This window comes from Caballeronia sordidicola, from assembly GCF_002220365.1.
Taxonomy (GTDB): Bacteria; Pseudomonadota; Gammaproteobacteria; order Burkholderiales; family Burkholderiaceae; genus Caballeronia; species Caballeronia sordidicola_C.
Map to the genome: position 1 here is coordinate 23,170 of NZ_MTHB01000301.1, position 14,014 is coordinate 37,183.

General features: G+C 59.3%; 16 protein-coding genes. 7 read left to right on the forward strand and 9 right to left on the reverse strand.

Going from position 1 to position 14,014, the window contains the following annotated elements:
- The first annotated feature begins 34 nt into the window (after positions 1 to 34).
- The gene (locus BSU04_RS43750) at positions 35 to 826 is read left to right on the forward strand and encodes an MBL fold metallo-hydrolase (protein ID WP_089166395.1); all 792 of its coding nucleotides are present in this window, start codon (positions 35 to 37) and stop codon (positions 824 to 826) included.
- 54 nt (positions 827 to 880) lie between these two features.
- Here the strand turns inward: BSU04_RS43750 and BSU04_RS49095 are convergent, their stop codons facing one another.
- The 7 genes from BSU04_RS49095 to BSU04_RS43785 all read right to left on the reverse strand — a co-directional run bounded on the left by BSU04_RS49095 (position 881) and on the right by BSU04_RS43785 (position 8,649).
- Entirely contained in the window at positions 881 to 1,003 is a 123-nt protein-coding gene (locus BSU04_RS49095; protein WP_089166423.1) for a helix-turn-helix domain-containing protein, read from the reverse strand.
- A gap of 707 nt (positions 1,004 to 1,710) precedes the next feature.
- Positions 1,711 to 1,998 (reverse strand): RidA family protein, encoded by a 288-nt coding sequence (locus BSU04_RS48450; protein WP_256983938.1) that lies wholly within the window; start codon positions 1,996 to 1,998, stop codon positions 1,711 to 1,713.
- A complete protein-coding gene (locus BSU04_RS43765; RefSeq protein WP_179258641.1) occupies positions 1,988 to 2,728 on the reverse strand; it encodes a DUF3726 domain-containing protein in 741 nt (246 codons plus the stop codon). Before BSU04_RS43765 ends, BSU04_RS48450 begins: the two co-directional genes overlap by 11 nt.
- Before the next feature lies 1 nt (position 2,729).
- Positions 2,730 to 4,502, reverse strand: a complete 1,773-nt coding sequence (locus tag BSU04_RS43770; protein ID WP_144021546.1) for a hypothetical protein — start codon at positions 4,500 to 4,502, stop codon at positions 2,730 to 2,732.
- Entirely contained in the window at positions 4,499 to 6,055 is a 1,557-nt protein-coding gene (locus BSU04_RS43775; protein WP_089166398.1) for a BCCT family transporter, read from the reverse strand. The genes BSU04_RS43770 and BSU04_RS43775 overlap by 4 nt, the downstream gene beginning before the upstream one ends.
- A gap of 100 nt (positions 6,056 to 6,155) precedes the next feature.
- Positions 6,156 to 7,190, reverse strand: coding sequence for a dipeptidase (locus BSU04_RS43780; RefSeq protein WP_256983940.1), 1,035 nt, complete (start codon positions 7,188 to 7,190; stop codon positions 6,156 to 6,158).
- Positions 7,191 to 7,206: 16 nt separating this feature from the next.
- A complete protein-coding gene (locus tag BSU04_RS43785; protein WP_089166399.1) occupies positions 7,207 to 8,649 on the reverse strand; it encodes an aldehyde dehydrogenase family protein in 1,443 nt (480 codons plus the stop codon).
- A gap of 102 nt (positions 8,650 to 8,751) precedes the next feature.
- Between BSU04_RS43785 and BSU04_RS43790 the strand changes: the two genes are divergently transcribed.
- The 4 genes from BSU04_RS43790 to BSU04_RS43805 all read left to right on the forward strand — a co-directional run bounded on the left by BSU04_RS43790 (position 8,752) and on the right by BSU04_RS43805 (position 11,361).
- Positions 8,752 to 9,726 (forward strand): LysR family transcriptional regulator, encoded by a 975-nt coding sequence (locus tag BSU04_RS43790; RefSeq protein WP_089166400.1) that lies wholly within the window; start codon positions 8,752 to 8,754, stop codon positions 9,724 to 9,726.
- Positions 9,727 to 9,911: 185 nt separating this feature from the next.
- Positions 9,912 to 10,208 (forward strand): hypothetical protein, encoded by a 297-nt coding sequence (locus BSU04_RS48455; protein WP_256983941.1) that lies wholly within the window; start codon positions 9,912 to 9,914, stop codon positions 10,206 to 10,208.
- 254 nt (positions 10,209 to 10,462) lie between these two features.
- Positions 10,463 to 10,942, forward strand: coding sequence for a class I SAM-dependent methyltransferase (locus BSU04_RS43800; protein WP_089166401.1), 480 nt, complete (start codon positions 10,463 to 10,465; stop codon positions 10,940 to 10,942).
- Positions 10,943 to 10,962: 20 nt separating this feature from the next.
- Entirely contained in the window at positions 10,963 to 11,361 is a 399-nt protein-coding gene (locus BSU04_RS43805) for a hypothetical protein (protein WP_089166402.1), read from the forward strand.
- 45 nt (positions 11,362 to 11,406) lie between these two features.
- Here BSU04_RS43805 and BSU04_RS43810 read toward each other — a convergent pair whose 3' ends face one another.
- Complete coding sequence (locus tag BSU04_RS43810) at positions 11,407 to 11,715, reverse strand: putative quinol monooxygenase (RefSeq protein ID WP_089166403.1); 309 nt, start codon at positions 11,713 to 11,715, stop codon at positions 11,407 to 11,409.
- On the opposite strand from BSU04_RS43810, the gene BSU04_RS46970 reads away from it, so the two are divergent.
- Both BSU04_RS46970 and BSU04_RS43815 read left to right on the forward strand, forming a co-directional pair.
- On the forward strand, positions 11,707 to 11,892 hold the full coding sequence (locus BSU04_RS46970; RefSeq protein WP_179258642.1) for a hypothetical protein: 186 nt from the start codon (positions 11,707 to 11,709) through the stop codon (positions 11,890 to 11,892). The two genes, BSU04_RS43810 and BSU04_RS46970, sit on opposite strands and share 9 nt — an antisense overlap.
- Positions 11,893 to 11,968: 76 nt before the next feature.
- On the forward strand, positions 11,969 to 13,294 hold the full coding sequence (locus BSU04_RS43815; RefSeq protein ID WP_089166404.1) for an IS4 family transposase: 1,326 nt from the start codon (positions 11,969 to 11,971) through the stop codon (positions 13,292 to 13,294).
- A 127-nt stretch (positions 13,295 to 13,421) separates the two neighbouring features.
- Here the strand turns inward: BSU04_RS43815 and BSU04_RS43820 are convergent, their stop codons facing one another.
- A complete protein-coding gene (locus BSU04_RS43820; protein WP_031361396.1) occupies positions 13,422 to 14,003 on the reverse strand; it encodes a superoxide dismutase in 582 nt (193 codons plus the stop codon).
- Between the last annotated feature and the right edge of the window lie 11 nt (positions 14,004 to 14,014).

Genomic DNA, 14,014 nt, shown 5'->3' on the forward strand with positions numbered 1-14,014 from the left:
GCAACGCTAAAACCGACCGACATCAAAGCACATCATGACTCAACCTACTATCGTCACGGTTCCCATCCTGCCCTTCGGCATGGTCAATTGCCACGTGATCATCGGTGCACCGGGCTGCGTTGTCGTGGACACTGGCACCCCCGGCTCCGAGGACAAGATCGGGCGCGCTTTGAAGGAACACGGTCGCGGCTTTCGCGATGTCACCCTGATCGTGGTCACTCACGCACATACCGACCATGCCGGTTCGGCCGCGCGGCTGCGTGAACTGACCGGCGCACCGATCCTGGCGCACGCCGGCGATCTGGACTACTACGAGCGGCGAAAGGAGATGACGTACTGCGTCGCCCATTGGTGGGGACCGCTCTTCCTACGCTCAGGGGTGCCCGTCGAACCGTACCTGCCGTTCACGCCGGACATCCTGCTACGGGACGATGCCAGCGTTGACCTGGGCCGCTATGGAATCGACGGTGTGGCGAGGCACACACCTGGCCACACGGCCGGGTCGGTGTCGGTTGAGCTAGGCAGTGGAGATGCGTTGGTCGGCGACCTAGTCGCCTCGGGCGTCTTTCTGGGGGGATTGATACGCAAAGGGCACGCCATGCGCCCTCCGTTCGAAGATGATCCGCAAGCTGTCAGCGAAGAACTACTTGGCATGGTGGACGCGGGCATGAAACGCTTTCACATGGGCCATGGTGGTCCGCTGCCGGCCACGGAAGTGCGTCGGCACGCCCTCTTATTGCATAACCTGAAGCCTGGGCGCAAATATGGGATGCATACCATCGGATGCAATTGCTCGAGGCACAAGCTGGCTGAGGTGGGTGACTAGCGCATGGCCAACTGCTTGCAGAGATGCTCGCAGCTGACGTGTAGAAAAACTTCTTTACGTGCCTTTTCGAAACTCACGAGGCGTTTTGCCGAAAGCCGCGTTGAAAGACTGACTGAAATGCGTCAGGTTATTAAAACCCCAAGAGGAAGCGGTATCCCCGATGGCGCGATTTACCAGTCTTCGGTCTTCGAGATCGCGAGCACGCCTGGTCTAATCTTCGCTCCCAGATGGACCGATCGACCGACTGACCGTCGCTGGCGAAAACCGAACTCAGGTATCGTCAGGCAGCGGGTGCTTGGTCGTCAGGTGTGTGCGCTGCGGAAAGGGCATGCCTTAATTTGTTGTAGTGCGCAGAGTGAGCTGAAAGCCGATGGCATCGCGATCAAACCACCACTAACGCGGGCGACATATCGCCCGCGTGACGATTGAAGGCTTGCCCGCATGTGGCTGTCCCCGCCGGAAAGCAGAAAGCCCTCAAAGCGAGCTGTTCGCGGGCACGATTTTCCCTGCGGCTGCGCTCCAGGGCCTGACTGCTTATCTTGAAGCCATGGCAATCTTCACCGCGTTGCTGGTCCCTATCGGGCTGGCGTGGATCGCTTTCCACGCGGGACTCGGCAGCGGTCGCCTGATCGGATCAGTCCGGTGTACATGCAGCGTTGGGCATCGATCATCCTGGCTGCTTTTTCCTTGTCTCTCGCGTGGGCTGCGTTGCATTAAATGGCGCGGGCATCGCCTATATGGTGGGTTTTTCGGAGCGGCGAACACGCATACGCCACGATCTCAATCAACATCTCTTCCCGCGCCAATCCAGCGACAACAACCGATGCCCGGTTCGGAAACGGCGCTGAGAAATGCTCCCGGTACACCGCGTTGACAGCCGGCAATCACGCGCGATCCCTCACATAGATCAGGATCTGCGCGACATCGCGATGCGACGCTCCGACCGCGCTCAGTGTCTGCCGCAAATTCTCAAACACCTGACGCGCCTGCTCGTCGATACCACCCGTTACAACGGCGCCATTGGGGCCTATCGGTATCTGCGCTGTATAAAGCGTGCCGTTGCCGAGCACGGCCCATTCGAAGAGCTGCGTTGGACTTGCCGGCAGCCCGGTCTCGATTGCACGCACGTTGCTTGCAACAGTGGAATGCATATCGGCGATGTCAGAATCCATCGTCCGCGCCTCCCGCGCCGTGTGCTCGTGAGGCCAGAGATTCCGGGACGAGCACCTTGCTCTTCCACGCGATCAGCCGGTCGATATGCGCAGCATCGACTTCAATCCCACGCCACAGCGCGTCGCGATAACGCGCATCGAATTCGGCCGCGTCGATGGCTCCGGTGACATCTTGCCCTGCAGCAGCAATTCCATTGGACGTGGCCCCGTCCACTCCACACCACACCATGATTTCCGACGACGTTTTGCTCGCAAGTGCATTGAAACCCAGGTAGCGCGGATAGTCGTCGTGCCCGGACGTCGTGGCGAAATGCCGGCCCGCGTTTTCGGTCCACGATAGATCGAAACGACGCCCGCGCGTGCACATCACCTTCAGGCCATACAGTGCCAGCCGCGGAGACAAGGCATTGGATATCCTCACCGTTCCCGTGCCCGCCTGCGTCGCCCTCGCCCACGCCAGTTCGAACGCAAGCAGGCAACCAGCTAGGCCGTTGCAAGATGCCGTGTGTTCCGCGCCTGCGCCCTGCCTGGCCGAAAGCGCCGGCTCGACGACGTATTCCTCCTGATGCGCAACACCCAGAAGTCTGTCAATCGCCTCCATGCCATCCAACCCCATCGCATGCAACCACACGGCCGCGTCCGCCGCGTCCTCATAATCGCCTTGCGCCCAGCCGCTGCCTTCCAACGCGCTGCGGCACAGCGAATTCAATTCGTTGATCGCCGTCTTCATGTCATGCACCTCCTCGTTCGTTGCCGCCCGGCACGCAGGGAAAAGCCCAGTCATCGACCATGTCCGGCGACAGATCGTCAAGCGTCGGTGCTCCCTGGTATAGCGTGACCCGAACCCACAGGTTCGACTTCGGATCGAACTTGCTCGCACCGAACATAGAAAGCTTCGCGCGCATCAGGTCGATGGGCAGCATGTCCTGCGCGAGCAGGTTGTGACGGATTTCGCCGTAAGCACGCGATGCGAGCGTCTGGATTCGCCGCACAATGGCACGATATTCAGGGCACTTGGCGACAAACTCTGCAACAGTGCGAGCGTTGTCCTCCTGTGCCTTCAGTTTCGTGTGCAGCCGCGAAACCTGACGCGAGATATCCAGCGGCTGTTCCAGCTCAGCGCCCGCTTCGTGCGCCCGCACGCCGAGTCTCGGCTCCTCTTTCGCGGCTGACCGGTACCAGAAGAAGTGGTCATCGTCACGTTGGCCGGCGGGCTGATTCATCACCCATTCGTAGTCGCGCTCGACGAGCCGGAGCAACTCGCCCACCGACATATCGGGATCAAGTGTCAACACGTCATCGACCGGCGTCGCGGTTTCGATCGAATCCACCAGACCCGGATAAAGCTCGATCAACACCGTCACGAGAATTTCCTGCGTTGCACAGGAGAGTTGCTCATCGGCCCACGCAAGCAACTTGCTCCAGCGAAACATGCCCTTCTGTTCGTAGGTGGTCTCCAGTTCACGCGCGAGCTGCGGCAGCTCGCCGATAATGAGCGCATTGCGTGCTGCTTCCGGCGGATGGTCTGTGTGAACCTGCGCCACGTGACGCCCCGCTCGCGCGATCAGTGCCATGGCGCGCTCGAATACGTCACGCTCGACCACTTCAACCGCAAGCACGCGCGCCAGCGCAGTTTCGCGTGCCCGTATCCACTGATCGACCTGTACCGGATGGCGCACAAGGAACGGCGCCATGCCAAGACCGGTTGCATTACCCACCCCGAGATAGCGGCGAAAGCTGTGCGCGAGCTTGACCGCTGCACGCGGATTCCGGCGTGACGCAACGTGTTCGACCAGCCGCACGCTGAAATCGCGCAGCACGAATACGGCACACATCTGTGCCGAAAAGCCCCGGTTGAATGCGTGGCTATCGACAAGCCTCGGATAATCCGCAATGCCGAACTTTCCGTTGCCGTACACCGCTGTCGTGCGGATCAGATAACCGACCCGTTCAAACGCGGCAGGGTCCGGTTGCCTGCCTGCGGCAAGGCAGTCCGCAACGTAGCCGAAGTTGCGCACGCTCTTGTTCGCGCGACAGAGGACCAGGTCATTGGCACGCAGCCGTCCCGCTTCCTGCAACGGCACGTTGCCACGCAAATACTCAATATCGGCAGCACTTGGAACACCGCAAATCAGCGCCGAAGTGATGTCCCACTTTTGCGCAATGACGCGGTCGGTACGATCCGCGTCATCGAGATATTGCGAGAAAATCACCTGGCTGTAGCGCTCGCCATACGCTTCGATGGTGTAGATGCAAACCCCGAATCCGTTGTCATCGAGATCCATGCTTGTGACGCGGACACGCCAATTGTCGTGCGCCATGCGCCGCACGAGCGAGCGCACGAAGCTCAGGCGCGTGCCGTGCATCGCGCCAAGACGTTCGGGACGATTCGTGATGTCCGGACTGCGTAGCGGCGCGCAAGGAAAGGCCACCGCACGCGCCGGTTCACCGGTTCCCTGCGCCCGCTGTTGTTCTTCATCCATGATCTCGTCGATTGTCATCATTGCACTCCTTGCTCTGCGGCCATCGTGCGCGCTATGCGAACAGCGTCCCACAGCGAGGGCAGGATGATGATCGACACAGGCACCGCCGTAATGACAATGAACGACTGTAGTGCACTCACGCCGCCCGCGCCCATGGTGATCAGCACTGCGCCCACCAGACCCATGCCCACGGCCCAGAAAATCTTCAGCCAGTTTCCAGGCTCCCCACGATCCCCGGTCACCGCCATGGCGATGGTGTAGGCCATGGACCCGCCATTGGTCACCACCGAGAAGAAGCTGAGGAACAGGAACAGGGCGGAAATCAGGTTGCGTAGCGGCATGGCTTGCGCCACGCCCAGCAATAGCGCTTCAGGTTGCGTGCCGTGGCCGATCACCGCGCCCGGCGACTTCAGTTCAATGCCAATTCCCGTTCCGCCGACCAGCGTGAACCACAGCATGGTGATGATTGGTGCTGCGATTGACAGCAACACCACTACCTCGCGGATCGTACGGCCTCGCGAAACCTTCGCGACGTAGATCGCCATGATTGGCGCATAGCCGATGAACCAGCCCCAGTAGAAGAGCGTCCATGAATTGAGCCACTTGCCGTCGCCGCGATACATCGCTGTCTGCGCGAAATCGACGATATGCGTAGCGAATGCCTTGAAGAAAACCGTGGTGAGAAACTCCGTCGGCCCGAACAGGTAGAGGAATGCAGCCAGCCCGAGCATCAGCCACACATGGATCTTGCAAACAAAGCGCAAGCCTTCGAGACCGGCGATACACGCCGCCGTAAAGATGGCGGTGACCGCCAGAATAACGAGCGCCTGCGTGGTGATCGTGTCGGGCACGTTCCAGACGGAATGCAGCACATAGGCGATTTGCAAACCGAGAAAACCGATCGGTCCAATCGTGCCGGCGGCAACCGCGATGATCGACGTTGCATCGGCAATGGCCGCGATCGGTCCTTTGAGCGCACGTTCGCCAAACAGCGGATACAACAAGGTGCGCGGTGCAAGCGGCAAGCCCTTGTCGTAATGCAGATGCATCAACACAATGCTCAGCAGGCTACCGAGTACCGCCCATGCGAGAAAGCCCCAGTGAAGGAACGATTGCGAGAGCGCCGCAACGCCTGCTGCATACGTCTTGCCCTCTACTCCATAGAAAGGCGGCGGATTGACGAAATGCATCAAAGGCTCGGCCGCCGCCCAGAACGCGCCGCCACCGGCCAGCAACGCACACATGATGATGACCACCCAGTTGAAGGTCGAGTTGGATGGAACTTGTCCGATGCCGCCCAGTTTCACGCGTCCGAGCTTGGAGAAGGCAATGCCGAGGCTGACCGCAAAGGTGGCGAGCATCAGCACTTGCCAGTAAAGTCCGAAGCCCCTTGTGGCCCATCCGAATGCGGTATCGACTACTGATGATAGCCAACCCAGATTGACCAGCGCCGCGATCAGGAACAGCAGGAAAAATCCACCGCTGATCCAGAAAATGGGCCAGTCTATGCCCCCTTTGCGATGCTCCGGTGCTGGGCGATTGGCTGCAATGCTCGGCGTGGTTGGAATTTCCATGTCTCCTCCGGGAGGATAAATTGTTGAAGCGCCAGGTCCAATTCGTCGTTGGTTCAAGGTGGCGTCGAGTGATTTTTTTCAGGGCTACGTAGCGAGATGGTTAACTCACAACGGACTCACCCGCCGCTGCCGGTGCGTGCCGGTCACGGCTGTTCTCTGCATCGCGCAAAATTCTTATCCAGTTGCCGCCCATGATCTTGGCCACGTCGGCTTCGGAAAAACCTGCCTTGTCCAGCGCAGAGGTCAAGTTCGGAAAGTGCGCGCTGGAACGGAACCAGCTCACGGGTTCAGGCCATGCCGCATTGTTCGCGCTCCCTTCGCCGAAATCCGTCTCCTTGCTCCAGCGGCCGTTGCGCATCCACTCAAGCACGCTGTACGGCTGTCCCTGGCACAGGTCGCTGCCAATGCCAACGTGATCAACGCCGAGCAGATCGACCGTGCGCGCCACCATGTCGGTGAATTCGCCAGGCGTGCAGCGGCTGCCGTTCTTCAGATGGAACGGATAGAGACTAAAACCAACCAGACCGCCGCGTGCCGCCAACGCACGCAATACATCGTCCGATTTGTTGCGTTTGGCTTCGTGGAAAAAGCTCGGATTGGCGTGGCTGATCACGATCGGCTGGTTCGAGATGTCGATAGCCTCCAATGTCGAGCGCTCGGCGCTATGCGACATGTCCACGACCATGCCGACCCGGTTCATCTCCTTGATCACCACCCGGCCAAACCGCGTGATCCCACTGTCAGACGATTCGTAGCAACCGGTCGCCAGCGGACTCTGGTTGTTGTACGTCAGTTGCATGGTGCGCACGCCGAGATCGCGGAAGACCTCGACGAGGCCAATGTCGTCTTCAATCGGCGAACAGTTTTGTAGCCCGTATAAAATCGCAATCTTGCCGATACTTTTTGCGCGCAACACGTCGTCCATCGTGCGAGCCAACATGACAAGATCACCGTGTTGTTCGTAAAGCGCATTCCACCCGGCAATGCGCGACAGTGTTTCGCGAGCGTTCTCCCAATAGACGATGGTCGCGTTGACAGCGCTAACGCCGCCGGCGCGCATCTCTTCGAAGATCTGCCGGTTCCAGTTCGAGTACTGCGTGCCGTCGACGACAAGCAATGAGCTATGCAAAGTCATGAAGTGTCTCCAGCCGTCAGGCACGTGTGTAAGAAGTCTTCAGCGTCGTATAGAACTCAGCCGCATTGGGGCCCTGCTCACGCGGACCGTAGCTTGATGATTTGCGGCCGCCGAACGGCACGTGGTAGTCAGTTCCCGCCGTCGGCAGATTCACCATCACACATCCGGCCTGCGCATGGCGGCGAAAATGCGTGGCGTGCCTGAGCGATTGAGTGACGACTCCCGCAGTCAGACCAAACTCTGTGTCGTTCGAAACGGTCAGCGCTTCGTCGTAATCGCGCACGGGTATCACGCAGGCGATCGGGCCGAACACTTCGTCACGATTGAGCTGCATGTCGTTGCGGCCCTCGTCGAACAGAGCCGGCGACATGCAATACGCGCGTTCAGGCTGCGTAAGATGCTCGCCGCCGATCACGAGCCGCGCGCCTTCGCGCTTGCCGATCTCGATGTACTGAAGATTCTGGTCGAGCTGGCGTCCATCGACGACCGGACCCATTTGCACGCCGTCATCCAGCGCGCGTCCCACCTTCACGCTGCGCAGTTTTGCGGTAAGCCGTTCGACGAACGTCCGGTGCACGGCGTGCGTCACGATCAGCCGCGACGAGGCCGTGCACTTTTGCCCCGTGCCGGAATACGCGCCCTGGAACGCGCATTCGACGGCGAGGTCGATGTCCGCATCGTCAAGTACAACAAGCGCGTTCTTGCTGCCCATTTCCATCTGCAACTTGATCAGGTTCGGCGCAGCGACGGCCGCGATTCGCCGGCCTGTGTCGACCGATCCGGTAAATGAAATTCCGTTGACTGAGCGCGACGCCGCCAGCGCGTTGCCGACCGATGCGCCATCCCCCATCAACAGGTTGAAGGTGCCTGCCGGCAATGCCTGGCGGCTGATGATTTCGGTGAGCGCCCACGCACTGCCGGGCGTCAGGTTCGCGGGCTTGAACAGCACGGCATTACCGAACGCGAGGGCGGGCGCGATTTTCCAGCTGGCGGTGGCCATCGGGAAATTCCAGGGCGTAATGACGCCGATAACGCCGAGCGGTTCACGCTGGATATCGATCTCGACGCCGGGGCGCACGGAATCCGCTTTGCCGCCCAATTGCCGAAGCACTTCAGCCGCGAAGTAGTGAAAAAACTGTCCCGAGCGATAAACCTCACCCACACCTTCCGCCAGCGTCTTTCCCTCTTCCCGCGACAGCTCACGTCCGAGTTCCTGGCTACGGGCGATCAGTTCATCGCCAATGGCGCGCAGCACGTCGTGCCGCTTTTCGAGTCCGGTCGCGGCCCAAACCGGTTGCGCAATGACTGCGGCGCCTATGGCGCCCTGCACTTGGGCGCTGGTCGCCTGCGCGTAGTGGCCAATCAGGTCGTCCGTGTCCGAGGGGTTGCGGTTCGCAACAACTGTTGCGCCGGCTACCCATCTGCCGTCCATCCAGTTCAAAAAAGTCTGCGAATTCATATCGGTCTCAATGCGTTTGACATGTGACCGATTCTAGGAACATGCGTAAAATAATCAAAACCAATTATATTAATTAAATTATTTGAAAAACTTATTCCCGCTATGGATCGCTTCCCCGATGTGAAGATCGCGCAGTTGCGGCATTTCGTATCCGTCATCGAGCATGGCGGCTTCAAGGCTGCCGCAAAGGCCGTATTTCGCAGCCAGCCGGCTTTATCGCTGTCAATGAAGGAGTTGGAAACCGCGCTCGGCGCTCCGCTATTCGAAAAGGGCAGCCATGCGACGCCAACGCCCTTCGGGTCGACGTTTTATGGCGAAGCGAGGAAACTCGTGGAGCATTACGAGCGCACGCTTTCAGCCGCAATCGATGTCGCGCGCGTGCGCGGCGGCAGCGTGCGGCTCGCCGCCGTACCGTCGATCGCGCACGAAATACTGCCGCGCGCGATCAGCCGGTTCACCGCGCGTTATCCCGGCATCCAGCTTCATGTGGAGGACAGCACCGCTGCGTATATCCACGAGCGTGTACGCTCCGGCGCAATCGATTTCGGCATCGCGGGCGAGCCTGAGCAGGAATCCGAGCTGACTTTTACGCCGCTGATCGCGGACGTCATGTGCGTGGTCGTGAACTCAGGACATGCGCTTTTCAGGCATCGGCATGTTGAATGGAGCGACCTGTCGGGATACCGGATGATCGGCAACGGCACGCTTCGCGCCTTGCCGCCAGAAGTGCGTGAAGCGGCGGCCGTACAGGACGAAATCTTCATCGCCAATACCACCACGCTGCTTGCCGCTGTGGAAGGAGGCGTGGGCCTCACCGTGCTGCCCTATCTCGCGAAACAGCGTTACCGCGACGCGCTGCGGTTCATTCCAATTGACGCGCCGCGGATCGAGCGTACTGTGGGATTCGTGGAGCTTGCAGGAAGATCGCTGAGCCCGGCATCGGACGCATTGCGAGCAAGCTTCGTTGAAGACGTAAGCGAAACCCGCTTCCCGGAACTCGTGCGACGCTTGCTTCCGGATCAAACATCGGTTGCTGTGAAGACGGACGAATCAATCGTGTTCGTCGTTCTCAAATGACTTGTTGCGATGCAGCATTTCGGCCTATGTTCTGGACATGGCCGGACATTTATCGCGCACTCAAGTGACCCGCATCAAATTCCCGCAGCAGACACATCCCTGACTTAATTCGCATCCTTCTTTTCGTTACGATTGATCCCTTTATTAGGTATCCGTAGCAGCTGGTCTAATCCGTGGAGCACTTCATGACTTCCGCCACCTGCTCGCCCTCTCTCGGTGAGCTTTCGACCAACTGGTTGCACTTTTTTACCGACACCTGCAAAATGCTCAGCGCGACCACCCAGGTCGTCAAAGTTCGCACCACTCGCATGGCGATGGCCGGCCCATTGCCCAACGAACGCGACCGGGTTGAGTTCAGCCTGATGAGCCGGGAAAAGAGCGAAGCTGCATCCGAATCGATTCGGGCGATGGGTTCAGGATTGGTGAGCCTCGGCATGACACTGGCAATGGACACCAGCAAACATATCTGGGCTGCGTCTTAAGCGGCGTAGGCACTGGCGTCAAGTCGATCTGCCACGCAATGGATTGAATGCCAGGCAGCGCTGCTGAAGATCGCGGCAAACTCTCCGGCCGATCCTTCGCAATTGGCCAGTTTAACTACTCGTGTAGTCCGGGAAAGCTTTGCGCCCATTCATGAGCGCGCAACGGCGAATGCAAAACGTCTGGGTGCGCTTTGACAGTCACCGCGTCACGGCCGCCACTTCGTCGAGACTATCAGCCTTCGCGCACTCACAGTGTGGACAGTGTCTCGAAGGACCCGTGCAAACTGAACGGCGTGTCGGAAACAACGCTGTGGACGCTTTACGATCGTGCATGTGAAGCCCGCCGAGCCGGCGGCATTCTTATCGACCCGCACGGCGTGCGCATCTGTGACGCTATCGATTACGATTTCGAGCGTCATTTTGGAGAACCTGTTGGTTCGTTTGCCGCGCGGGCAGCACAGATCGACCAATTGAAGCAATGGCTCGAACGCCATCCGGATGGCTTGATTGTGTCCCCTGGCGAAGGCCTCGAAACGCAGGCTCATCGAGTGGACAACGGCCGGATGCGCTGGCTCACCGTCGATCTGCCGGCTGTGATCGCGTTGCGTGAGCACTTCCTGCCTTCGTCCGAACGCATGCGCCATGTTGCTGCAAGCGTGTTCGAGCCTGGCTGGATTGAAGGGATCGACCCGAGTCCCGATGTATTCATCGTGGTTCAAGGCCTGTTCATGTAACTGGACCCCGACGCCGTGCCATGGGCTTGGCAACCGTGCTGCTCGATCTCCAGATGAGCGGCCGGCTCAGCTACGACGCCGGGCGCAACACGATGTTCGTGAACTTCGAAGGCATGGCGATCCGCTCGAATGACGATATCGAAAGTGTTCGGCGCGTGCTCGCGGCATTCTGCGATCGCATTGGCCACAAGGTTTCGCGGATGGTCAACTGCGACGGATTCCGGCTGGACGAGTCGGAGGTCGATGCGTACTTCGAGATGGTCAGGCAGTTGCAACTCAAGTACTACAGTTCGGCGAATCGCTTTACTACCAGCGCATTCATGCGCATGAAACTCGATGCCGCGTTTGGCGAGTCCGATCCTGCGTCACATGTTTGCGAAACACATGCGCAAGCAGCGGCCCATGCGCAAAGTCGCTAAATAAGCCGCTAAGTTAGCCGCTAAAGCGCATGTGACCCCCGTTCTTTAGCAGACTTGCAGCACATTAATCACGCGGCTGGCGAGCAACGCCTTGGTGTTGCGCCCGTAATCAGCCATGTGCGCGGAGGCGCCATGCGCCTTCAATGCATCGGCACTTTCCCAGCGTTCGATCACGGCAAACGTGTCATTGCCGAGCGGTGTCTGAATTGCACCGAAGTCGGGTACATCGATAACCGCTTCATAGCTGATGCATCCCTCTTCCGCCAGCACCGCCGGACGGTTCTTGTGAAATAAAGCGAGGACGGCGTCGCGTGAACCGGGTAGCGCAGTGATCGTGGCAATGACGTGAATCATCCGGACATCTCCTTTCGTGGTTTAGCATGGATTGCCGCTCATAATCATAGCCGCGTCGGGCTGGAGATGCCGCGGGTGCCGCGTCAACGGCATCTGTCGGCCCGGCATTTCGGCATCGTCAGCGGCGTGCTGAACATTCCAAAATCCCCCCTCGCGCACCTAATGCCGTTCAGTTAAGAGCTGAGCGGCATTTTCATTTTTGTCGCGGGAAGTGGTTGTAAACGTTGCGCCAAGCTGTTAACTTTTCGGCACGATGCTCTCCGGCCACCTCACTTACCTGATCGAAGCACAAGAGCCTGACGATCTGCGCCGGTTAGCCGAGCATCTGCCCGACGAGTGGATCGAACGTGTAGTCTGGGCAGCGGGCGCAGCGAGCATCCGGCGGCGGCGCCTGCCGGCTGAACAGGTGGTGTGGCTGGTAATCGCACTGGCGATGTACCGGCACTGGTCGATCAGCGAGGTGCTCGACAGTCTTGATCTAGCGTTGCCTAACGAGGCCGCACCGTTTGTCAGCAAGAGCGCGGCGGCGCAGGCGCGTCAGCGCATCGGCGAGGCACCGTTGGCTTGGCTGTTTGAGCAGACAGCACGTGCGTGGACGACGCAGGACGCGGCTCACCATGCATTCAAGGGGTTGAGTCTGTGGGCGATGGACAGCACCACGCTGCGCACGCCCGACAGCCCGGCCAACCGTGAGCACTTCGGCGCACAGGGTTACGCCAGTGGCAAGGTGGCCAGTTATCCGCAAGTGCGCGCAGTGACGCTCACCGCGATTCCAACGCATCCGGTCGCCGATATCAATTTCGGTCGCTATGACACCAACGCAATGGTGTACGCCAAGAGCCTGTTGCCACAGATACCGGAAGACTCGCTGACTGTGTTCGACAAGGGCTTTCTGGCCGCCGAGATTCTGTGTGGCCTGACGATGGGAGCACGCAATCGCCACTTCCTGATTCCAGCCAAATCCACCACCTGCTGGGAAGTGATCGCGGGTACCGCTGACGATGCAACGGTGCGCATGCGCGTCTCGCAGCAGGCGCGCAAGAAGTGCTCGGCTTTGTCCGAATTCTGGAATGCGCGGGCGATCCGCACCTTCGACGCACGCGGGCGCGAACGCGTGCTGCTGACTTCGCTGGGCGAGCGTCGGCGTTTCAAACCCGCCGATATCGTGGCCTGCTACGAGCGTCGCTGGCAGATCGAAACCAGTTTCCGGGAGATCAAGCAATCGATGCTGGGTTCGGAGTTGACCTTGTGCAGTCGCACGGTCGAAGGGGTGTATCAGGAGATATGGGGTGCGTTGATCGCCTACAACCTGATTCGCCGTGAGATCGCCAGCGCCGCATGGGAAGCCAACCTCGAACCGACTATCAGCTTCGTGCGAGCCCTTCATACGATCCACCACGAAATGATGTGGGCCGCCGTTACTCCGGCCTATGCAAAATTGCCGGCGTGCCTTCAGCGGCTGCGTGAACGGCTCAAGGCTTTACCCAACGGAAAACGACCCGGTCGCGCATGCGAGCGGGTCGTCAAATCCCGACCTAAACGTTACACCGTTCGATACCTTAAGCAGGACCTTAACTGAACGGCATTCCCCTCAAAGCGAGGGCTGTCATTTTGACTACCGTTTCTAAGCTTTATTGCGACATGCAGTCTGGATTTTCCAAACTTTATTGCACTTTCCAAACTATTTTTTCACGCTACAAGAAACCTTAAGCGCCGAAATTCTTCGACGCAAAGTCCCAGTTCGCAATGTTCCAGAACGCTTCAATGAACTTCGGGCGCGCATTGCGATAGTCGATGTAATACGCGTGTTCCCACACGTCGATGGTCAGCAGCGCCTTCGCGTCGGTGGTCAGCGGCGTAGCGGCATTGCTCGTCGAGACGATGTCGAGCGAACCGTCCGTCTTCTTCACGAGCCACGTCCAGCCCGAACCGAACGTGCCGGTTGCGACCTTCGCGAACTCTTCCTTGAACTTGTCGAACGAGCCGTACTTGGCGTTGATTGCGTCGCCGAGTGCGCCGGCCGGAGCGCCGCCACCCTTGGGCGACAGGCTGTTCCAGAAGAACGTGTGGTTCCAGATCTGGGCTGCGTTATTGAACACGCCACCCGATGCCTTCTTGACGATTTCTTCAAGCGGCAGGTTTTCGAATTCGGTACCGGGGATCAGCTTGTTCAGGTTCGTCACATAGGTCTGGTGATGCTTGCCATAGTGATACTCAAGCGTTTCTTCCGACATGTTCGGAACAAGCGCGTTCTTGTCGAACGGCAACGGCGGGAGGGTATGTTCCATGGTGCGAGCTT

Coding starts and splice junctions, on each gene's coding strand:
- BSU04_RS43780 (WP_256983940.1), bottom strand. CDS start 7,190: ATGACTTTGCATAGCTCATTGCTTGTCGTCGACGGCACGCAGTACTCG.
- BSU04_RS43765 (WP_179258641.1), bottom strand. CDS start 2,728: ATGAAGACGGCGATCAACGAATTGAATTCGCTGTGCCGCAGCGCGTTG.
- BSU04_RS43790 (WP_089166400.1), top strand. CDS start 8,752: ATGGATCGCTTCCCCGATGTGAAGATCGCGCAGTTGCGGCATTTCGTA.
- BSU04_RS43810 (WP_089166403.1), bottom strand. CDS start 11,715: ATGATTCACGTCATTGCCACGATCACTGCGCTACCCGGTTCACGCGAC.
- BSU04_RS43775 (WP_089166398.1), bottom strand. CDS start 6,055: ATGGAAATTCCAACCACGCCGAGCATTGCAGCCAATCGCCCAGCACCG.
- BSU04_RS48455 (WP_256983941.1), top strand. CDS start 9,912: ATGACTTCCGCCACCTGCTCGCCCTCTCTCGGTGAGCTTTCGACCAAC.
- BSU04_RS43820 (WP_031361396.1), bottom strand. CDS start 14,003: ATGGAACATACCCTCCCGCCGTTGCCGTTCGACAAGAACGCGCTTGTT.
- BSU04_RS43770 (WP_144021546.1), bottom strand. CDS start 4,502: ATGATGACAATCGACGAGATCATGGATGAAGAACAACAGCGGGCGCAG.
- BSU04_RS43785 (WP_089166399.1), bottom strand. CDS start 8,649: ATGAATTCGCAGACTTTTTTGAACTGGATGGACGGCAGATGGGTAGCC.
- BSU04_RS43750 (WP_089166395.1), top strand. CDS start 35: ATGACTCAACCTACTATCGTCACGGTTCCCATCCTGCCCTTCGGCATG.
- BSU04_RS43805 (WP_089166402.1), top strand. CDS start 10,963: ATGGGCTTGGCAACCGTGCTGCTCGATCTCCAGATGAGCGGCCGGCTC.
- BSU04_RS43815 (WP_089166404.1), top strand. CDS start 11,969: ATGCTCTCCGGCCACCTCACTTACCTGATCGAAGCACAAGAGCCTGAC.
- BSU04_RS48450 (WP_256983938.1), bottom strand. CDS start 1,998: ATGGATTCTGACATCGCCGATATGCATTCCACTGTTGCAAGCAACGTG.